General features: G+C 70.3%; 17 protein-coding genes. 10 read left to right on the forward strand and 7 right to left on the reverse strand.

Annotated features, from left to right (window positions below):
- The first annotated feature begins 135 nt into the window (after positions 1-135).
- Together AB0M63_RS15690 and AB0M63_RS15695 are read left to right on the forward strand one after the other, a co-directional pair.
- A complete protein-coding gene (locus AB0M63_RS15690) occupies positions 136-1,602 on the forward strand; it encodes an MFS transporter (RefSeq protein ID WP_366019739.1) in 1,467 nt (488 codons plus the stop codon).
- A gap of 312 nt (positions 1,603-1,914) precedes the next feature.
- On the forward strand, positions 1,915-2,574 hold the full coding sequence (locus tag AB0M63_RS15695) for a hypothetical protein (protein WP_366019740.1): 660 nt from the start codon (positions 1,915-1,917) through the stop codon (positions 2,572-2,574).
- A 15-nt stretch (positions 2,575-2,589) separates the two neighbouring features.
- On the opposite strand, the gene AB0M63_RS15700 is transcribed toward AB0M63_RS15695, so the two are convergent.
- The 6 genes from AB0M63_RS15700 to AB0M63_RS15725 all read right to left on the reverse strand — a co-directional run bounded on the left by AB0M63_RS15700 (position 2,590) and on the right by AB0M63_RS15725 (position 11,186).
- Positions 2,590-3,540, reverse strand: a complete 951-nt coding sequence (locus tag AB0M63_RS15700) for an EamA family transporter (RefSeq protein ID WP_366019741.1) — start codon at positions 3,538-3,540, stop codon at positions 2,590-2,592.
- Between the two features lie 129 nt (positions 3,541-3,669).
- Entirely contained in the window at positions 3,670-5,733 is a 2,064-nt protein-coding gene (locus AB0M63_RS15705) for an ABC transporter ATP-binding protein (RefSeq protein ID WP_366019938.1), read from the reverse strand.
- Between the two features lie 110 nt (positions 5,734-5,843).
- Positions 5,844-5,975 carry a hypothetical protein gene (locus AB0M63_RS15710; protein ID WP_355905790.1) on the reverse strand — a complete coding sequence of 44 codons (132 nt, stop codon included), beginning with the start codon at positions 5,973-5,975 and terminating at the stop codon, positions 5,844-5,846.
- Between the two features lie 257 nt (positions 5,976-6,232).
- Positions 6,233-7,360 carry a peptidoglycan bridge formation glycyltransferase FemA/FemB family protein gene (locus AB0M63_RS15715; RefSeq protein WP_355905793.1) on the reverse strand — a complete coding sequence of 376 codons (1,128 nt, stop codon included), beginning with the start codon at positions 7,358-7,360 and terminating at the stop codon, positions 6,233-6,235.
- A gap of 53 nt (positions 7,361-7,413) precedes the next feature.
- On the reverse strand, positions 7,414-8,175 hold the full coding sequence (locus AB0M63_RS15720; protein ID WP_366019742.1) for a metallophosphoesterase family protein: 762 nt from the start codon (positions 8,173-8,175) through the stop codon (positions 7,414-7,416).
- Positions 8,172-11,186 (reverse strand): FAD-binding and (Fe-S)-binding domain-containing protein, encoded by a 3,015-nt coding sequence (locus tag AB0M63_RS15725; RefSeq protein ID WP_366019744.1) that lies wholly within the window; start codon positions 11,184-11,186, stop codon positions 8,172-8,174. Before AB0M63_RS15725 ends, AB0M63_RS15720 begins: the two co-directional genes overlap by 4 nt.
- A gap of 243 nt (positions 11,187-11,429) precedes the next feature.
- Between AB0M63_RS15725 and AB0M63_RS15730 the strand changes: the two genes are divergently transcribed.
- From AB0M63_RS15730 to AB0M63_RS15765, 8 genes are all read left to right on the forward strand, one after another.
- A complete protein-coding gene (locus tag AB0M63_RS15730) occupies positions 11,430-13,163 on the forward strand; it encodes an ATP-binding protein (protein ID WP_366019745.1) in 1,734 nt (577 codons plus the stop codon).
- Entirely contained in the window at positions 13,160-13,567 is a 408-nt protein-coding gene (locus AB0M63_RS15735) for a roadblock/LC7 domain-containing protein (RefSeq protein WP_266771250.1), read from the forward strand. Before AB0M63_RS15730 ends, AB0M63_RS15735 begins: the two co-directional genes overlap by 4 nt.
- Entirely contained in the window at positions 13,564-13,908 is a 345-nt protein-coding gene (locus AB0M63_RS15740) for a DUF742 domain-containing protein (protein WP_355905810.1), read from the forward strand. Before AB0M63_RS15735 ends, AB0M63_RS15740 begins: the two co-directional genes overlap by 4 nt.
- On the forward strand, positions 13,889-14,521 hold the full coding sequence (locus AB0M63_RS15745) for an ATP/GTP-binding protein (RefSeq protein WP_366019746.1): 633 nt from the start codon (positions 13,889-13,891) through the stop codon (positions 14,519-14,521). The genes AB0M63_RS15740 and AB0M63_RS15745 overlap by 20 nt, the downstream gene beginning before the upstream one ends.
- Positions 14,518-15,750 carry a cytochrome P450 gene (locus tag AB0M63_RS15750; RefSeq protein ID WP_366019747.1) on the forward strand — a complete coding sequence of 411 codons (1,233 nt, stop codon included), beginning with the start codon at positions 14,518-14,520 and terminating at the stop codon, positions 15,748-15,750. The genes AB0M63_RS15745 and AB0M63_RS15750 overlap by 4 nt, the downstream gene beginning before the upstream one ends.
- Complete coding sequence (locus AB0M63_RS15755) at positions 15,747-16,967, forward strand: cytochrome P450 (RefSeq protein WP_366019748.1); 1,221 nt, start codon at positions 15,747-15,749, stop codon at positions 16,965-16,967. Before AB0M63_RS15750 ends, AB0M63_RS15755 begins: the two co-directional genes overlap by 4 nt.
- A gap of 84 nt (positions 16,968-17,051) precedes the next feature.
- The gene (serC, locus tag AB0M63_RS15760; RefSeq protein ID WP_355905822.1) at positions 17,052-18,170 is read left to right on the forward strand and encodes a phosphoserine transaminase; all 1,119 of its coding nucleotides are present in this window, start codon (positions 17,052-17,054) and stop codon (positions 18,168-18,170) included.
- Between the two features lie 275 nt (positions 18,171-18,445).
- A complete protein-coding gene (locus AB0M63_RS15765; RefSeq protein ID WP_366019749.1) occupies positions 18,446-19,258 on the forward strand; it encodes an acyl carrier protein in 813 nt (270 codons plus the stop codon).
- A 24-nt stretch (positions 19,259-19,282) separates the two neighbouring features.
- Here the strand turns inward: AB0M63_RS15765 and AB0M63_RS15770 are convergent, their stop codons facing one another.
- Positions 19,283-19,537, reverse strand: coding sequence for a DUF6058 family natural product biosynthesis protein (locus tag AB0M63_RS15770; protein WP_366019750.1), 255 nt, complete (start codon positions 19,535-19,537; stop codon positions 19,283-19,285).
- Between the last annotated feature and the right edge of the window lie 209 nt (positions 19,538-19,746).

Here is a 19,746-nt window from a genome sequence, read left to right on the forward strand (position 1 = left end):
CCGTTTGCCCAGTCGTAACAACGCATACCTTGCGGCCTTCGTGATGCCGGGTGTTTTCTACTAGCGCGCCTTTTCACCCCCACTTGATCTTGTCATGTTCACGCCATTTCGGACGGAAGAGACGAGACCCCCCACATGTCCCAGACGAAGACCAGCACCTCACCACCGGCGGCCGAGGAGGAGTCCGGCCTCGGCGTGCGTCATGCGCTCGTCGTCCTCTCCCTGCTCTGGGCCGTCGCGCTGATGCCGATCGTCAGCATGCTGTCCGGCAACGCCCAGTCCCTGGTCGCGATCCACTACCGCACCACCCAGATCGCCTGGTTCACGCTGAGCACCGCGCTGGTCGGCACCTTCGCCACGCCCTTCGTCATGAAGGCCGCCGCGATGTACGGCAAGAAGCGGATCATGGTCGTCATCGCGGTGTGCGGCCTGGCCGGTGACCTGGTCGCCGCCCTCTCCACGAACTACGAGACGCTCCTCGTCGGCCGCAGCATCGCCGGGATCTACGGCCCGGCCGCACCGCTCGCCTACTCGATGGCCCGGGACGTGTTCCCCCGCAGACTGGTCGGACCCGCCAGCGGGTTCCTCGGAGGCAGCGTCGGACTCGTCGGCCTGGGCGGCCCGTTCCTCTCCGGGTGGGTCATCGACCACCACGGCTTCCGGGGCGCGCTGTGGTTCATGGTGATCTCCACGGTCGTATGCCTGGCGCTGCTGCTCGCGTTCGTACCGGAGAGCCCCGTACGCCAGGAGCGCACCCGCATGGACTGGCTCGGCGGCCTCCTGCTGGGCGGCGGCCTCACGGCCATCGTCTACGGCATCGGCGAAGGCTCCACCTGGGGTTGGACCAGCGGAAAATTCCTCTCCTACATAGGAGTTGGGCTGCTGGCGCTGATCGTCTTCCTGGTCGTCGAGAGCCGGGTCGCCAACCCGTTGCTCCCCCTCTCGATCCTGACGCGTCGCCCGGTGTGGACGGTCCTGCTGGCCACGGCGGTGTCCTCGGGAGCCATCCTGGCCTCGGGCCTGCTCACCCAACTGCTGGCACTGATGCCGAAGATCCCCCACGTCTCCGGCGGCCTGGGCTGGTCGGCGACGAAGAACGCGGTGGTCCTCGCCCCGATGAGCGTGACCACCATCCTGATGGCGGTGCTGGCCGGGGCACTCGCGCGGCGCATCGACACCCGGATCCTGCTGGGCGCGGGTGGCGTCCTCACCGCCGTGGGCTTCGGGCTGGGCTCCCAACTCCACGAGACCGTCCCGCAGTTCGCGATCTGGGGCCTGATCGTCGGCCCCGGTGTCGGGCTGGTCATGGCCATCACCCCGATCATGATCATCGGAACGGTGGCGCCGGAGGAGCAGGCGCTCGCCAACGGCACGCAGTTCCTGATCCAGGGCGTCGCTCAAGGCGTCTTCATCCAGCTCGTGTTCGTGGTCATCGCCAGGCACGGCGCGGTGGTCCAGGGCACGCAGTTCTATCTCGACTCCGGGTTCACCAACGGGCTTTGGCTCATCTCCGGGTTGTGTGCGGTGGGGGCGGTTCTGGTGCTGCTGGCGCCGCGGGTCAAGCGGCTGGACGACACGGTTGTGGGGCAGGCGGTGGGCTGAGCCGGGTCGGGTTTCCTCGTTGCTGTTGCCACCGGGTCGGTCGCGTTGTGTGCGGCCGGCCCGGTTCGCGTGGGGCACCGGTGGTGCAGACACGGTTTCACGGCAGGGCGTTCCCTCCAGGCCGTGCGTTTCCGATGTCTTTTGTCGTGACGGGTGTGGTGTTGCGCCACGAGGCTGTAACAGGCATCGACTTGGCCGTTGTGCCTTGTCAAGGTCGTTGCAGCCGCTGGTGGTTGTGTCCGTCCAGGGGCGGGATCGGACTCATCGCCACCGGATGCGGGGCGATACCGTCGAAAGTGAGAGAGGGACAACATGCGTGCCAGGACTGCTCGTTGGGGCCTGTCGACCACCGTGCTCGTCGCCGCCGGACTGGCGCTGACCGCGTGCGACCCCGGTGTGGCCACCTCCGCCACGTCCGCCACCGGTTCCGCCACAAGTTCCGCGCAGTCCAACACCACCAGCACCAGCACGCCCAGTGCCAAGAGCGGCCAGACCTCCACCACCGCCACGGGGTCGGGCACAGCCAAGAAGTCCGGCGTGAGCTGCACCAACCAGATCAACTACGCCGGAGACTCACGGTCCAACGCCGAAATCAACTCCATAGGCGAGAAGACCGGCTACTGCCCGCCCGTCTCCACCTCCGGCAGCGGCACCGCCGACGCGGGTGACCACAGCACGATCGTCGGCACACTGGGATACCTCGCGCCCGGCAAGCTGATCGTGACGCCCGAGGACGGCGGCACGGACCAGGCATTCCTGGTCTCCAACGCCACGAGCATCCTTGGCGCGGCGGCGATCTGCTCCAACAGCGACGGCACCAGCGTGACCATCGGTGACGACGGGTACGGCACCTCGAAGTGCACCGTGGACCAACTGGAGACGGCCGCGAAGACCGACAGTGTGACGGTCCGGGTCACCATGAACTCCCAGTCCGGCGGTGCCGAGACGGTCGAGGAGAAGTACCACCCGTAACCGGGACTTCTCCGGTCACCCCTTCGCCCGCTCCTGTACTCCTACCTTCGCCCGCCCCCGCCCCACCTGAGTCCGCACCGCCCCCATACTCGCCCCGATCACCAGGGCGATGGCCATCGCTTCGGTGACGGACAGTGCCTGGTGGAGGATCAGGAAGCCTGCCGTTGCCGCTATCGCCGGTTCGAGGCTCATCAGGATGGCGAAGGTGGAGGCGGGGAGGCGGCGGAGGGCCAGGAGTTCGAGGGTGTAGGGGAGGACCGAGGAGAGGACGGCCACTGCCGAGCCGAGGGCGATCGTCACCGGGTTCAGGAGTTTTGTGCCCGCCTCCGCGATGCCGAGGGGGAGGAACGCCACCGCCGCGACCACCATCGCCAGCGCCAGGCCATCGGCCTGGGGGAAGCGGCGGCCCGTACGGGCGCTGAAGATTATGTATGTCGCCCACATGGAGCCGGCGCCCAGGGCGAAGGCCACACCTATGGGGTCCAGGCTGCTGAAGCCTCCGCCGCCGAGGAGGAAGACGCCGGCCAGGGCGAGCCCCGCCCACACCGCGTTAAGCGCACGGCGGGACGTCAGGACCGAGAGGGCGAGCGGGCCCAGAACCTCCAGGGTCACCGCCGGGCCCAGGGGGATGCGGGCCAGCGACTGGTAGAAGAGGCCGTTCATCGCGGCCATCGTGGCGCCGAAGACCACGACCGTGCCCCAGTCCGCGCGTGAGTGACCGCGCAGGCCCGGGCGGCAGAACACGACCAGGACGATCGCCGCCACCAGCAGGCGGAGGGAGACCACGCCCAGCGCGCCCACCCTCGGCATCAACGTCACCGCCAGCGCGCCGCCGAACTGCACGGAGACACCCCCGGCCAGCACGAGACCGACCGGCCCGAAGCGGCTCGGGGCGGCGGCACCCGGGGTGGTGGCCACGGGGGCGGCGGTCGACGTACTGGCGGTCGACGTACTGGGGATGCTCACGGCGCTTCCAGGGGCTCAGCTCGGGGTTCGTCCATCACGGTGCACTGCGAAGTCCATGGTAATGGACTTCGACAGGTGTGCGAACCCTTTATGCAACTGTCCCTGGAGCGATCGGAGGTGATCAGTGGCTCAGACGCCACCCCAGGGAACCTCGTCACGGAACAGCGGGCGACCGTCGGAGAGGCTTTCGGGCATCGGCCCGAAGAGCGGATCGGAGTACTCGGCCTGGGGGTAGGCCGGCTCCTGGTAGGGCTGCTGCGGGGCCCAGCTCTCCACGAAAGGTGCCGGCGCGGAGTACCCGGGATGCGCCTGATAGCCGTAGACACCAGCGGTCTCGACCACCGGCACCGCACCCACCCCCGCCTCGGCGAAGAACGGCAACCGCAGTTCCCCAGTGTCCATCACCGCGTTGTTCTGCGAGCGGTGGAGACGGAAGTACGCCCCGCCGCGCGCCATCAGCTCGTCGTGCCGGCCCGTCTCCACGATCCGGCCCCGGTCCACCACCAGGATGCGGTCGGCGTCGGGGGCGAGGTTGAGGTCGTGGGTGATCATGATGGTCGTACGGCCCGCCATCAGCCGCCGCAGCGGCTTCACGACCCGGCGGGCGGCCATCGAGTCCAGGCCGGTGGTCGGTTCGTCGAGGACCAGGACCGGGGCGTCGCGCAGGATCGCCCGCGCTATGGCGAGGCGTTGGAGCTGACCGCCGGACAGGCGGGCCGAGTTGGGGTCGACCTTCGTGTCGTAGCCATCGGGCAGGCGGAGGATGAACTCGTGGGCGTCGGCCGCCGTCGCCGCGTCCACGATCGCCTGTTCGCTGGCGCCGGGGCGGCCGCAGGCGATGTTCGCGCGGACGGTGTCGTGCAGGACGAGGGTCTCCTGCGGGAGCAGGGTGACGTACTCGCGCAGGCGGGCGAGGGGGAGGTCGCGCAGCGGGACGCCGTCGAGGAGCACGTCGCCCGCGTCGGGGTCGTAGAAGCGGAGCAGCATCTTGGAGACCGTGGACTTGCCGGCGCCGCTGGGGCCGGTGACGATGACCAGCTCGCCGGGGTTGACGGTGAAGGAGAGGCCCTCCAGGGCGGCGCGGTCGGCGCCGGGGTAGCTGAAGGAGACGTCGCGGAGTTCGACGGTGCCGTCGGGGCGGCCGGTCTCCGAGCCGCGGGCGGGGTCGGCGACGGACGGGCGTACGTCCAGGATCTCGATGAGCCGCTCGGCGCCCGCGGTGGCGGCGGTGATCGTCAGGCCGAGCTGGGCGAGGCCGCGGACGGGCGGGTAGAGGTAGCCCAAGAAGGCGGAGAAGGCGAGGAGTTGGCCGAGGGTCATGCGGCCGGTGGAGATCTCCCAGGCGCCGATGCCGATGACGGCGAGCACGCACACGGTCTCGATGACCGCGACGAGTTGTTCGTACGCCTCGTTGAGCCGCGAGGAGCGGACAGAGGCGCGGAACCAGGCGCCGGCCTCCTCGTTCAGGCGCCGGCGTTCCGCGTCGCGGCGGCCGTAGGCCTGGGTGAGGACGATGTTGCCGAGGGACTCCTCGACGACGGAGGTGATCGCGCCGTCGGCGACCCGGCCCTCGCGGGAAACGTCCTTGATGGAGCCGGAGAAACGGCGGGCCGCCAGCCAGAAGAGGGGGGCGAGAATGAAGGTGGCGGCGGCCAGGTCCCAGCGGAGCCAGAACGCGGCGGCGGCGTAGAAGAGGGCGGAGAAGATCGCCGAGGCGGTGCCGATGACGCCGGACACGACGAGGGTCTCGATCGCCTCGACGTCGCTGGTCAGCCGGGACAACAGGTCGCCCTGGCGGTGCCGTTGGAAGAAGTGCGGGGGCAACTGCTGTACGTGGTCGAAGACATGCTCGCGCAGTCTCATCACGAAGCGTTCGGTGGCCCATGCGGCAAGGGAGTTGCCGGCGTACGAGACGAGCGCGCCGATGATCGCCACGACGAGCCACTTGGCGGCGGGGCTCCAGAAGGCGCTGAGCGAGCCCTTGGCGAGGGCGCGGTCGGTGAGGTCGCTGAAGAGGAGGATGGCCTCGGTCTCGGCGAGGGCGCCGACGACGGTGCACACCCAGACGAGCATCAGCCAGCGTCTGAGGCCGCGGGTGAGCGGCCAGAAGCGGCGGAAGGCGACTCGGGCGGGAATGGTGGGGGTTTCGTCGTCCTCGTATTCGAGGTCTTCCTCGTCCGCTTCGACGTACATTTCCACGCCCACAACCCCTCCACTTTCCGTCATCAGAATTCTTTTGGATTTTCGAATTCAGGAAAGAAAAGAGGGCCGACTGCGTGGGTCGGCCCTCTTCTACTGCCCGATCAGTGGTCCTGGCCGGGCAGCGGCTTCAGCGGCGGCTTCGGCTGGTGCTTCTTGCGGGGCTTCGGGGGCGGCGGGGGGAGCTGCTTCGACTTGGGCTTGGGGGGCAGCGGGGCGAGCTTCTTGAGGCTCATGCCGAACTCCTTGGGTTGAGCAGTGAATTGTGCGTCAAAGTCGAGCGTTTTACCGCCCGGGGAATTCCCGACACGGATGAACTTACACGTCGTCGACGCCAAGAAGCAGCAAAGTCGGCAAGCGAACGGCAAGCAGGTGCTGTGAATACCTTTGTGAATCCTGAGTTAGGTCCGCGAACCTGAGAGTTCTCTAATAAACCTGAGAGCAGCCTTAAGGAACCTGTGGGTCCGCTCTCAGACTTCGCCCCGCCGGGGCCTCAGCGGCGCGCCATGTAGAGGTCCAGCGCCTTGTGCAGCAGCCGGTTGAGGGGGAAGTCCCACTCCCCCAGGTACTCGACGGCCTCTCCACCCGTGCCGGCCTTGAAACGCAGCAGCCCCAGCAGGTGGTTGGACTCCTCCAGGGTGTCGGTGATGCCTCTGAAGTCGTATACGGAGGCGCCGAGTTGGTGGGCGTCGGTCATCATGCGCCACTGCATGGCGTTGTTGGGCTGCACCTCGCGGCGGCGGCTGGTGGAGGCGCCGTAGGAGTACCAGACGTGCTGTCCGACGGTCAGCATGGTGGCCGCGGCGAGGATGTCGCCGTCGTGGTGGGCGAGGTAGAGGCGCATGCGGTCGGGGTGTTCGGTGGTGAGGGCGGTCCACATGCGCTGGAAGTAGGGGAGGGGGCGCGGGATGAAGCGGTCGCGTTCGGCGGTCTCGGCGTAGAGCTCGTAGAAGGCGGGCAGTTCGTCGTAGCCGCCCTGGACGACCTTCACGCCGGCCTTCTCGGCCTTCTTGATGTTGCGGCGCCACTGCTGGTTGAGCCCGGCGTGGATGTCCTCCAAGGACCGCCCGGCGAACGGCACTTGAAACACATAACGCGGCTGCCCCGCCGCGAACCCGTCCTCCCCTCCCGGCTCCGTCTGCTGCCAGCCCGCGCGGCGCAGACGGTCGGCGATCTCGTAGGCGCGAGGTTCGTACGACGTCGCCTCCGCGTCCCGCAGCCGGCGCGCGTCCGGGTCGGCGATCGCCGCCTTCACCGCGTCCGCGCTCCACCGGCGCACGACGACGGGCGGCCCCATCTTCACCGTGAACGCGCCCTGCGACTTGAGGTGGGCGAGCATCGGATCGAGCCAGCGGTCGAGGTCGGCGGCGTCCCAGTCGATGACGGGACCCTCGGGCAGATAGGCGAGGTACTTCTTCAACTTGGGCACGGGCCGGTACAACACCAGCCCGACCCCGACCAGCGGCCCGCTCTCCCCCTCGAACCACCCCAGACTCTCCGCCCGCCAGTCGGGCTTCACCTCACCCCAGGAGGGCACCTGCATGTGGCTGGCGGAGGGGCGGGTCGCGATGAAGGCGAGGTGTTCGGCGGGGGTGATGGGGCGGAGGCGGAGGTTCGTCATACGCGGGGCTCCCTGGCGGGTCGAAACCGTGGTCGAACGGCCAGCCTAGGCAGTCACCCCCACCCGTCCCGCGCCCCGAACACCCCCAACGCCTCCGTGTCCGACGCCCGGGCGTTGAGGAAGTAGTCCGCCCACTCGGCGATCTCCGGGTAGCCGGACTCGCGGGTGAGGCGGGCGGTCGCTGTCGGGATGTCGTACGGGGTGACGCGGAGGTCAGTGCCGGGGCCCAGCAGGCACCAGTGGGCGCCGGGGCGGCCGTACGGCATGCCGATGCTTCCCGGGTTGACGATCAGGCGGCCCTGGGCGAGGCGGATGTACGGCATGTGGGTGTGGCCGCAGACCACTGTGCGGATCGAGTCGTCGAGGCCGGTGAGGACCTCCGTCCAGCGGGCGGGGCGGGAGTCGACGAGGACCACCTCCTCGTCGTCCCGGGGTGTGGCGTGGCAGAAGAGGACCTTGCCGAGGCCGCGGATCGAGAGGGTGAGGGTCTTGGGGAGGGCGGCCAGGAAGTCGATCTGGTCGGAGCGGAGGGCGGTCGCCGCGTACGGGCCGATCGGGTCGGGGATGTCGTCGCGCTCGCCCCTGCGGTACTCGACCAGTTCGCGGTCCGCGTTGCCCGACAGCCACAGCACGCGGTCGCCCTGCTCGCGCAACAGGTCGACGACTTCGGCCGGTTGGGGGCCGGCCGTGATGTCGCCGGTGAGGACGATGCGGTCGGCGGCCATCAACTCCGGTTCGGCGAGGACCGCTTCGAGGGCGGGGAGTACGCCGTGGATGTCGGAGAGGACGGCCACTCGTCCGAGTTCAGACGTCATTCGGTCCCTCCCCCTTCCGGAGAATCCAACGCCTCCGCCAAAACCTCCGCCAAATGCCGCCCCCGCACTCCCGCCATCTGCTCCAACTGCGTCCGACACGAGAAGCCGTCCGCCAGGACCACCGCCCCCTCCGGCGCCTCCCGCACCGCCGACAGCAGTTGTTCCTCCGCGCAGGCCGCCGACACCTCGTAGTGGCCCTTCTCGAAACCGAAGTTGCCCGCCAACCCGCAGCAGCCGCCGGCCAGTTCGCCGGTCAGGCCGGCTGCGGCGCGGACGCGGCGGTCGGGGGTGTCGCCCAGTACCGCGTGCTGGTGACAGTGGGTCTGGCCGGTCACCGGGCGGTCGATGCGGGGTGGGGTCCAGTCGGGGGCGGCGAGGCGGTCCAGGGCTTCGGCGAAGGTGAGGACGGAGGCCGCGAGGCGGGCCGCGCGGGGGTCGTCGGGGAGGAGTTCGGGGAGGTCGGTGCGGAGGGCCGCCGCGCAGCTCGGTTCCAGGACGACGAAGTACATCGGGGCCACCGGGTCCTCGGAGTCCTCCGAGTCGTCGGGGTCCTCGGGGACTCGGAGGTCCCCGAGGACCTCGGGCAATTTTGGGTCCAGGAAGGGGTCCAGCACGTCGAGCGTGTCGCGCAACACCGCTCGGGCGCGGTCGAGTTGGCCGGTCGACACGTAGGTCAGGCCGCAGCAGACGCGCACCCGGCGGGCCCGCCACGGGCTGAAGGAGTACGACGTGACGGTGCCGTCCTCGTCCGTCTCCTCCTTCGCGTTCATGGTCTTGCCCGGCATGGGCACCACGAAGAGCCCCGCCGCCTCAAGGACGCGTACGGCAGCCCTGCCCACCGACGGTGCGAGGTGGTCGGTGAAGGTGTCCGGCCAGACAATGGCGGTGCCGCCCCGGGGACGCTCGTGCTCCCAGCCCGCCGGTCGCCCGGCACGCATCTCCCGCACCCGCGCCTTCAAGCGCCGCTTCGACCAACGGGTGAACGTCTCCCCCGCCACCCGCGGGATCTTCCGCTCCGCCGCGATCCCGCCCAGCCATTTCCCGACCGCCGCCAACGGCCGTACCGAAGCAAGGAAGTTGACCAGCCACGCCGTGCGCGTGCGGGCCACCAGTCGCAGCCAGCGCGGCAGCCAACCCATCGTGTAGTGGGCGGCCGGTCGGCGGCGGCCCTCGTAGTGGTGGTGCAGGAACTCCGCCTTGTACGTGGCCATGTCGACGCCGACCGGGCAGTCCGTGCGGCAGCCCTTGCAGGACAGGCACAGGTCCAGCGCGTCCCGGACCTCCGTCGACCGCCAGCCGTCGGTGACCAGTTCGCCCGCGAGCATCTCGTGCAGCAGCCGGGCCCGCCCGCGCGTGGAGTGCGCCTCCTCGCCGGTCGCGCGGAACGACGGGCACATCACCGAGGCCCCCGAGGGCTCGTGCGTACGGCACTTGGCCACGCCCACGCACCGCCGTACCGCCGCCGAGAAGTCCCCGCCGTCGGACGGGTAGCCGAACGCCACGTCCACCGGCTCGCGGGGCAGGGAGGAGAAGCGGAGGTTCGTGTCGAGGGGCGCCGGGCGGACCAGCATGCCGGGGTTGAGGAGGTCGTCCGGGTCCCAGAGGGCCTTGGTGCGCTCGAAGAGGGCCACCATCTCGTCGCCGTACATCTTCGGCAGCAACTCGGCGCGCGCCTGGCCGTCCCCGTGCTCGCCGGAGAGCGAACCGCCGTGCGCCACCACCAGCCCGGCCAGGTCCTCCGAGAAGCGGCGGAAGCGGGCCACCCCCTCGTCCGTGATCAGGTCGAAGTCGATGCGGACGTGGATGCAGCCGTCGCCGAAGTGGCCGTACGGGGTGCCGCGCAGGCCGTGGTCCCGCAACAGCCCCCTGAAGTCCCTTAGATACGCGCCCAGTCGGGGCGGCGGTACCGCGCAGTCCTCCCAGCCGGGCCAGGCCTCGGCGCCGTCCGGCATCCGGGTCGCCGTACCGCTCGCGTCCTCGCGGATCCGCCACAACGCGAGCTGGCTCGACGGGTCCGTCACGACCAGGGAGTCGAGGACGTCGGCCGCGCGGACGATCGTCTCCGCACGCGCGCGTGCCTCCGCAGCCGTGTCGCCGCCGGTCTCCACGAAGAGCCAGGCGCCGCCCCGGGGCAGGTCCGCGGTGGCGCGCACCAGGTCGGCCGCCATGCCCTCGACGGTGAGCGGCGCGAAGGGCAGCAGGCCCGCCGCGGCCTCCGCCGCCGCGCTCTCGTCGGCGTACGCCAGCACGGCCAGGGCACGCGCGCGGGGTGCCTCGACGAGTCGTACGACCGCCTCGGTGAGGATGCCCAGAGTGCCCTCGCTGCCGCAGAAGGAGCGGGCGACGTCCGCGCCCTTCTCGGGCAGGAGGGCGTCGAGCGCGTAGCCCGAGATACGGCGGGGGAGGTCCGGGAAGCCGGTGCGCAGGCGCGCCAACTCGCCCTGGACCAGGGCCTGTAGGCCCTCCGGGGCGCCGGACCAGTCGCGGCCGAGCCGCAAGCGGTCGCCGCGCGCGGTGAGCACCGACAGCTCGCTCACGCTGTCCGCCGTCGTGCCCCAGGCGACCGAATGTGAGCCGCAGGAGTTGTTGCCGATCATGCCGCCGAGGGTGCAGCGGCTGTGGGTCGAGGGGTCGGGGCCGAAGCGCAACCCATGGACGGCGGCTGCCTGTTGGAGGCGGTCGAGGACCAGGCCGGGCTGGACGACCGCCGTACGGGAGGCGGGGTCCAGGGCCACCAGGCCGTTCATATGGCGGGTGAAGTCGAGGACCACGCCCGTGCCCGTCGCCTGGCCGGCGATCGAGGTCCCGCCGCCGCGAGCGACGACCGGCACTCCGTGCGCCCGGCAGGCCGCGAGCGTCGCCGCCACGTCGTCGGCGTCACGCGGCGCGACGACGCCGAGCGGGACGCGCCGGTAGTTGGACGCGTCCATGGTCATCAGCGCCCGGGACGTGACGTCGAAACCGACCTCGCCCCGGACCGTCCTCCGCAGCTCCGCCTGAAGGTCCGCCATGCCCCCAGCATGCACCCGGCCACTGACAGTGACGGCCCGGCGTTCGGGGAATCGTTCCGGGAAACTTCGTACCGCCGACGCGCGGATTCCGTAAACGCATCCAGAACCTACCCAGTTCGATCACTAACTCTCATATAGTGACCGTCAGTTGAGCACCGGTGTCGCTTCTCGCCCAGGAACCCGACGAGCACCCCCCGAGGACACGCCCAAAGACGCCCGAGGACCCGACCGAGGACCCCCTTCATGACCGCCCCCATACTTCCCGGCGAACGACCCACCTTCCGCACCGTCGCCCCCGCCCCGCTGTTCACCGCCGTACTGGCCGGACTCGCGGTCGCCGGCGCGGTCTATGTGACACCGGCCGCGAAGCGCCTCCCGCTCGCCTGCGGTGCGGGCGCCGCCGCGCTGCTGCTGTGCGCGGCCGTCGCGATCGCCGCGCACGCCTATCAGACGGCCCGGATCACCCGCCGCCGGCTGGAGGCCGTCACCCTGGACGCCGGGCGGCTGTTGCAGGAACGGGCCCGGCTGAGCACGGAGTTGGACCGGGAGCGCGTGCAACTGACCGAGGAGCTGACCCACGAGCGGGCCCGGCTGACGGCCGAACTCTCGCAGGAACGCGCCCGGTTGATCTCCGAGTTCGCCCAGGAGCGCACGCGGCTCACCACCTCCTTCGCTCAGGAGCGCACCCGCCTCACCGAGGAGAACGCCGAGGAACGCGCCCGACTCACCGCCGAGAACAAGCAGTTGTCCGAGCGGGCCCGCCGGGACGCCCAGGACCGTGCCGCCGCGCTCTCCGCGACCGCCAACGCGGCGGGCCGGATGCAGGCGTTGGCCACCGGCATGCTCGCCGACCTGCGGGGCATGGAGGAGCGGCACTCCGACGAGGACGTCCTCGCCGACCTGCTCCATCTCGACCACCGCACCGCGCAGGCGGGCCGGCTGGCCGACTCCGTCGCCGTGCTCACGGGCGCCCGCTCGGGCCGCCGTTGGGCCCGCCCGATCGCCATGGAGTCGATCCTGCGCGGCGCGATGGGCCGGATCAGCGGCTACCAGCGGGTGCGCGTGCACTCCGCGAGCGATGCCGCCGTCGCCGGGCACGCTGCCGAGGGAGTGATGCACGCGCTCGCCGAACTCCTCGACAACGCCGCGAACTTCTCGCCGCCGAGCGCCGAAGTGCATGTGTACGTCGAGGAGGTGCCCGCCGGGGTCATCGTCTCCGTCGAGGACAGCGGCCTGGTCATGGGCGACATCCAACTGCGCCGCGCCGAACGGGCGGTGAGCGGTGACTCCGCCGAACTGGGCGGCCTCACCGGCACCCGGCTGGGCCTCGCGGTCGTCGGCCGGCTGGCCCGCAAGTACGGCCTGAAGGTGTCGTACCGGCCCTCCGCGCGCGGCGGCACGGGTGTCCTGATGCTCGTACCGCAGGACATCCTGGTGCCCCAGGACACCCCGGCGGCACCGCAGACGTCCCTCGCGCTCCCCGAGCCCCCGGCCGTCGTACAGGAGCAGAAGCCGGAGACGGTTCCCGAGCCCGTCGCCGTAGAGGAGCCAGGGAAGCCTGAGAAGTCAGAGAAGCCGTGGATGTCGTACGCCGCCGGGCGCACCCTCGACGATCTGGACCCCGACCCGGTCCCCACGCACGAGTCGGCGGACCGGGGCACCCCCTCCGAGCCGGTGCCGGACGCGGCGGGCGCCCTGCCGGACGGGCTGCCCAGGCGGCGCCGGGGTCAGGCGCTCGCGGAGGCCGAGCGGTCACGCGGGCGTGCGGAGGCCGCGGCCTCCGAGACGCGCCCGGCGCCCTCGGCCGACGACACCCTGGCGCGGACCGCGCGCTTCAACAGCTTCCGGCAGGCCGTACGCGGCGCGATGTCCGAACAGCTCACGTCCGACACCGAGGCGGACGACCCCGAGTCGGCAGAGCCCGCCGTCGCCTCCCCCACCTCCCTCTCTCACCCGGAAGGCAACCCCACCTCATGACCGGCACGACCACCGCCGACGAGAAGCTCACCTGGCTCATCGAGGGCCTCCTGGAGCGCACCCCGGGCGCGCGGCACGCGCTCGTGCTGTCCCGGGACGGCCTGAAGCTGTGCCGGACGCCCGAACTCTCCGTCGACCAGGCCGACCAGCTCGCCGCGATCGCCGCCGGAATCCAGTCGCTGTCGCACGGCGCGTCCGTGGAGTTCGGGGACGGCAGCGGGGGTGTGCGCTCCGCGATGACCGAGTTCTACGGCGGGGTGCTGTTCATCGTCGAGGCGGGCGAGGGCGCGCACCTGGCCCTCGTCACCACGGAGGACGCGGACGCGGGTCTGATCGGGCACAACATGAGCGAGCTGGTCGAACAGCTCGGCGAGCACCTGCGCGCGGAACCCCGTACGTCATGAGCCGCCCCGGCAGGGACGACTCACCCGACCGCCTCTACACGCTCACCGGAGGCCGCGCCCGTTCCGGACCGGACAGCCCGTTCGACCTGGTGACCCTGGTGGTCGCCGAGTGCGATCCGGTGACCGGTATGCAGTCGGAGCACGCGGCGATCCTGCGGATCACCGAACACCCCACGTCAGTAGTGGAGTTGGCGGCCGAACTCAAGCTCCCGGTGAGCATCACCAAGATTCTCCTCTCCGACCTTCTCGCGGCCGGCCGGGTCAGCGCCCGGCACCCGCGCGAGACGGTTCTCGATCCCGACGTCCTGGAACAGGTGCTCGTTGGACTCCGCAACCTCTGACGCGCGCACCCCGCTGGGTGCCTCCGCCGACAACGGCCTGAAGATCGTGGTCGTGGGCGGCTTCGGCGTCGGCAAGACCACGCTGGTCCGTTCGGTCAGCGAGATACGTCCCCTCAACACCGAGGAGACGATGACGAAGGCCGGCGAGGCCGTCGACGACATCAGCGAGGTGCGCGGCAAGTCCGCGACCACCGTCGCCTTCGACTTCGGCCGCATCACGCTCGACGCCCGCAATGTGCTGTACCTGTTCGGCGCCCCCGGCCAGCAGCGGTTCTGGTTCCTGTGGGACCGGCTGTTCTCCGGGACGCTGGGCGCGGTCGTCCTCGTCGACACCCGCCGGATCGACGACTCCTGGTACGCCATCGACCGCCTCGAACACCACGGCACACCGTTCATCGTGGCCTGCAACGACTTCGGCGGCCCCGCCTACGCCCCGCACCAGATCCGCGAGGCCCTCGACCTCGACCCGCATGTCCCGCTCCTGGACTGCGACGCCCGCTCCCGCGCGTCCGCGAAGCAGGTCCTGATCACGCTCGTCGAGCATGTCAGGAACCACCACAGCGGTCGCTACGACGCCCAAGCCCACGTACCCCACCAGGAGTTGGCCCTGTGACCGCGCCCGCCCCCGCGCCCGTACCGCTGAGTGGACCCAGGTTCCAGACCGAACCGGCGCGGCTGTACCGGGAGATGCGGCGCGAGCACGGCGCCGTGACCCCGGTGGTGCTCGACGGCGACGTCCCGGCCTGGCTGGTGCTCGGCTACCGCGAGCTGCACCAAGTCACCGGCGATCCGGTGCTGTTCAGCCGTGACTCGGACCTGTGGAACCAGTGGGACCGCATCCCCGACGACTGGCCGCTGCTCCCGATGATCGGCCGCAAGCAGCCGTCGATCCTCTACACGGTCGGCGAGCGCCACCGCGACCGCGTCGGCATGATCAGCGACGCGCTGGAGGCCGTAGACCCGTCCGAACTCCGTTCCTACGCCGAGAAGTTCGCGGACGAGCTGATCGACGGGATCTGCGCCAAGGGCGAGGCGGACATCGTCGGCGACTACGCGATGCTGCTGCCGGTACGGGTCCTGGCCCGGCTCTACGGCTTCGCGGACGAGCAGGGTCCGGGCCTGGTGACGGCGTTGAACGACATGATCGACGGACGTGAGCGGGCGATCGCAGGCCAGACCCATCTGGCCACGTCCATGGGGCAGTTGCTGGCCGACCGGAAGGCGGCACCCGCCGACGACGTCGTCTCGCGCATGCTCACGCACGCCACCGGCTTCTCCGACGTGGAGATCGCCCAGGACCTGATGGTGATGATGGCGGCGGGCCACCAGCCGACCGCCGACTGGATCGGCAACTCGCTGCGCCTGATGCTGACCGACGACCGGTTCGCGGCCTCGCTGTTCGGCGGCCGCAACAGTGTCGCCGAGGCGATGAACGAGGTGCTGTGGGAGGACACCCCCACCCAGAACGTGGCCGGGCGCTGGGCCTCCCGCGACACCCAGCTCGGCGGCCGTCGCATCCGCACCGGCGACCTGCTGCTCCTCGGCCTCCAGGGCGCCAACTCCGACCCCCAGGTCCGCACCGACCACTCCGCGCTCACCGGCGGCAACAACGCGCACTTCTCCTTCGGGCACGGCGAACACCGGTGCCCCTTCCCCGCGCAGGAGGTCGCCGAGGTCATCGCGCGGACGGGCATCGAGGTCGTACTGGACCGCCTCCCCGACATCGACCTGGCGGTCCCCGCCGAGTCCCTGACCCGTCGGCCCTCGCCGTGGCTGCGAGGCCTGACCGAGTTGCCAGTGCGGTTCTCTCCGACCCCTGCCCTTGGAGGCACCCCCGTATGAGCACGCGCATAGTCCTCGACCCGTTCGTCGGCGACCTGGACGGCGAGAGCGCCAGGCTGCGGGAGGCCGGTCCGCTGGCCGCCGTAGAACTGCCCGGCGGGGTTCCCGTGTGGGCGGTGACGCACCACGCCGAGGCGAAGCAACTCCTCACGGACCCGCGGCTGGTGAAGGACATCAACGTCTGGGGCGCCTGGCAGCGCGGCGAGATCCCCGCGGACTGGCCGCTGATCGGACTCGCCAACCCCGGCCGTTCCATGCTGACCGTGGACGGCGCCGACCACCGCAGGATGCGCACGCTGGTCGCGCAGGCGCTCACCCCGCGCCGGGTGGAGCAGATGCGGGAGCGGATCGCGAAGCTGACGGAGGGCCTCCTCGACGGCATCCAGGGCGACGAGGCCGACGAGATCGACCTGAAGGCGGCGTTCGCGTACCCGCTCCCGATGTTCGTCGTCGCCGACCTCATGGGCATAGCGGAGGCCAAACTCCCGCGCCTGAAGGAGCTGTTCGAGAAGTTCTTCTCGACGCAGACCCCGCCGGCCGAGGTCATCGCCACCCTCACGGAACTCGCGGGCATCATGGCCGAGACGGTCGCGGCCAAACGCGCCGAGCCCGGCGACGACCTGACCTCGGCCCTCATCCAGGCCTCCGAGAACGGCGACCACCTCACCGACGAGGAGATCGTCTCCACGCTCCAGCTGATGGTCGCGGCGGGCCACGAGACGACGATCTCGCTGATCGTCAACGCGGTCGTCAACCTCTCGAAGCACCCCGTCCAGCGTGCCCTGGTCCTGGCCGGCGAGGCCGACTGGTCCTCGGTGATCGAGGAGACCCTGCGCCACTCCACGCCCACCTCGCACGTCCTGATCCGCTTCGCCACGGAGGACGTCCCGGTCGGCGACAAGATCCTCCCGGCCGGCGACGCGCTGATCGTGTCGTACGCCGCGATCGGCCGCGACGAGCAGGCGCACGGCCCGACGGCCGGCGAGTTCGACATCACCCGCACCAGCGAGAACCGCCACATCTCCTTCGGCCACGGCCCGCACGTCTGCCCCGGCGCGGCCCTCTCCCGCCTGGAGGCGGGCGTGGCCCTCCCGGCCCTCTACGAGCGCTTCCCGCACCTGGACCTGGCGGTCCCGGCGAGCGAGCTGCGCAACAAGCCGGTGGTGACGCAGAACGACATCTTCGAGCTGCCGGTGAGGCTGGCCCCGCGCGGCTGATCCACTGGTCCACGGACCGGAGGGTCCGTCTCATCGAACGGACGCGTTTCCGTCCGGTTTCGCCGAGGCGATACCCTCCGGCTCGTGGCTGATATCCAGATTCCCGCTGACATCAAGCCCGCCGACGGACGTTTCGGCGCTGGCCCCTCCAAGGTGCGGACGGAGGCGCTGGACGCGCTGGCCGCCACCGGAACCTCCCTCCTCGGTACGTCCCACCGCCAGGCCCCGGTCAAGAACCTGGTCGGCAAGGTCCGCGAGGGCATCTCCGACCTGTTCTCCCTCCCCGAGGGCTACGAGGTGATCCTCGGCAACGGCGGCTCGACGGCCTTCTGGGACATCGCGACCCACGGCCTGATCGAGAACAAGTCGCAGCACCTCACCTTCGGCGAGTTCAGCTCCAAGTTCGCCAAGGCGTCGAAGCTCGCCCCGTGGCTGGCCGAGCCGACGGTCATCTCCTCCGACCCCGGCACCCACCCGGAGCCGGCGGCGGAGGCGGGCGTGGACGTGTACGCCTTCACCCACAACGAGACGTCGACGGGCGTGGCGGCCCCCCTCAAGCGAGTGGCGGGCGCGGACGAGGGCTCCCTGGTCCTCGTCGACGCGACGTCGGGCGCGGGCGGCCTTCCGGTCGACATCACCGAGACGGACGTCTACTACTTCGCCCCGCAGAAGTCCTTCGCCTCCGACGGCGGCCTGTGGATCGGCGTCTTCTCCCCGGCCGCGATCGAGCGCGCGGAGCGTATCCACGCGTCCGGCCGCCACATCCCGGAGTTCTTCTCGCTCCCCACGGCGATCGACAACTCCCGCAAGAACCAGACGTACAACACCCCGGCCCTGGCCACGCTCTTCCTGCTGGCCGAGCAGCTCGACTGGATCAACGGCCAGGGCGGCCTGTCCTGGTCGACGGCCCGCACGAAGGACTCCTCCACCCGCCTCTACTCCTGGGCGGAGGAGTCGAAGCACGCCACCCCGTTCGTCACGGACGCCGCCAAGCGCTCGCAGGTCATCGGCACGATCGACTTCGCCGACGAGATCGACGCGGCCGCGGTCGCCAAGGTCCTCCGCGCCAACGGCGTCGTCGACACCGAGCCCTACCGCAAGCTCGGCCGCAACCAGCTCCGCGTGGCGATGTTCCCGGCGATCGACCCGGCGGACGTCGAGGCGCTGACGAAGTGCGTGGACTACGTCATCGAGAAGCTGTAGTCGCGGTCCGGTCAAACGGTTCTACGACGACGAAGGCGCCCCGCGGATCTCTCCGCGGGGCGCTTTTCGTCGCCGTAGAGAACGGGTGGGAGGACTTTGACCGACGCCCGGGTGAACCCGTAACCCGGACAAATCAACCCCCCGCCACAGCCGCGTAACAGCGGCCGCACAGAGGACAACTCCCGCCCCACACCGCCGGTCGAACTGGTGCGTCGCGGTGGAACCGGTGCCGCCCGGCGCAACTCCTGTACTCCCGACCACAGTTGGAGTTGACCGTGCCCAGCAGAACCCTGTCGACGCGGCTTGCCGCCACCGCCGCGCTGCTGCTCGCCGCCGGCGTCCTGTCCGCGCCCGTCGCTTCGGCGGCCCCCTCGGACGCCGCTCCCGGCGACGCCTACGTGCTGACCGTGACCACCAACCCGTCCAGCACCGACTACGACAACCGCCACGTCGACGTCACCGGCACCGTCACCAAGGCCGACGGCACCCCGGCGCCCAACATCCCCGTCACCGTCCAGGAAGTCGTCCAGTTCACCACCTGGAACCCGTGGGGCGACCCCATCGACCCCAACTACTACGAGCCGCGCGACCTGGGCAAGCCGGTCAGCGACGCCAACGGGAAGTTCACCATCCCCGACGTCGACATCGACCACACGACCGGCAGCAGCCTGCTCAACGTCCAGCACGGGGTGCACATCACCGCCCTCTACGACGTGGACGGCGACCCCAACACCCCGCAGGACGGCTACTTCGCGGACACCACCGTGAACGCCAACACCAAGGCCAGTTCGCTCACTTACTCGGTCAACAAGAAGAAGGTGAAGGCCGGCGACATCCTCACCGTCCAGGGCAAGGTCACCCTGCCCAAGGGCGAGGAGCCGCAGGGCACCGAGGTCTTCCTCCAGACCTACTGGGAGCAGGAGTCCCACGTGAAGGTGACCACCGAGGACGACGGCTTCTTCGTCCTCTCGGTACGCGTCTCCAGCTACGACGACACGTTCACGCTGCGCACGGCGCCGACGGACATGTATGTGGCGGGGGTGGAGCGGAAACTCCCGATCACCAACACGTCGTTGGCCGGCAAGTAGCCGGCCCGGAGCTTCGGGGGAGGGTCACCTTCGTGCGAGCGGGGGTGACCCGGCCCGGGGGAAGCTCTCGCGCACCTGGTCGATGCAGGTCGTCCGGGAGGACGGCCCGTTGAACCGCGATACGTCGTAGCCGGTGAACGGGGGCTCAAGCTCGTCGAGTTCGTCGACCAGTGCGTGCAAGCGTGCACGCCAGTCCGGCGAGCCCGGCTCGGGCTCGGCCACCGCCGACCGGATCGCCTCGACCAGTTGCGACTTGCGCCGGATGGTGGCCGGTGTCACGGACTTCAGGCACACGTACTGGCCGCTGAGGTACGCGTCCCACTCCGCCTCGGCCTCGGAACCCGATCTCGGACCCGTCGGAGCGCAGGTAGCTCGGCAGCGGAAGACGACCGGCGAGCATATGGCCGCGGATCTCGTCCGGATCCACCGACTGTGCGGCACAGATCTCTTCCAACGAAGCGTAGTACTCGTCGACATACCGGTCGTCG

The sequence above is a fragment of the Streptomyces sp. NPDC051576 genome (assembly GCF_040681835.1).
GTDB lineage: Bacteria > Actinomycetota > Actinomycetes > Streptomycetales > Streptomycetaceae > Streptomyces.

Coding starts and splice junctions, on each gene's coding strand:
- AB0M63_RS15690 (WP_366019739.1), top strand. CDS start 136: ATGTCCCAGACGAAGACCAGCACCTCACCACCGGCGGCCGAGGAGGAG.
- AB0M63_RS15695 (WP_366019740.1), top strand. CDS start 1,915: ATGCGTGCCAGGACTGCTCGTTGGGGCCTGTCGACCACCGTGCTCGTC.
- AB0M63_RS15705 (WP_366019938.1), bottom strand. CDS start 5,733: ATGTACGTCGAAGCGGACGAGGAAGACCTCGAATACGAGGACGACGAA.
- AB0M63_RS15710 (WP_355905790.1), bottom strand. CDS start 5,975: ATGAGCCTCAAGAAGCTCGCCCCGCTGCCCCCCAAGCCCAAGTCGAAG.
- AB0M63_RS15715 (WP_355905793.1), bottom strand. CDS start 7,360: ATGACGAACCTCCGCCTCCGCCCCATCACCCCCGCCGAACACCTCGCC.
- AB0M63_RS15720 (WP_366019742.1), bottom strand. CDS start 8,175: ATGACGTCTGAACTCGGACGAGTGGCCGTCCTCTCCGACATCCACGGC.
- AB0M63_RS15725 (WP_366019744.1), bottom strand. CDS start 11,186: ATGGCGGACCTTCAGGCGGAGCTGCGGAGGACGGTCCGGGGCGAGGTC.
- AB0M63_RS15730 (WP_366019745.1), top strand. CDS start 11,430: ATGACCGCCCCCATACTTCCCGGCGAACGACCCACCTTCCGCACCGTC.
- AB0M63_RS15735 (WP_266771250.1), top strand. CDS start 13,160: ATGACCGGCACGACCACCGCCGACGAGAAGCTCACCTGGCTCATCGAG.
- AB0M63_RS15740 (WP_355905810.1), top strand. CDS start 13,564: ATGAGCCGCCCCGGCAGGGACGACTCACCCGACCGCCTCTACACGCTC.
- AB0M63_RS15755 (WP_366019748.1), top strand. CDS start 15,747: ATGAGCACGCGCATAGTCCTCGACCCGTTCGTCGGCGACCTGGACGGC.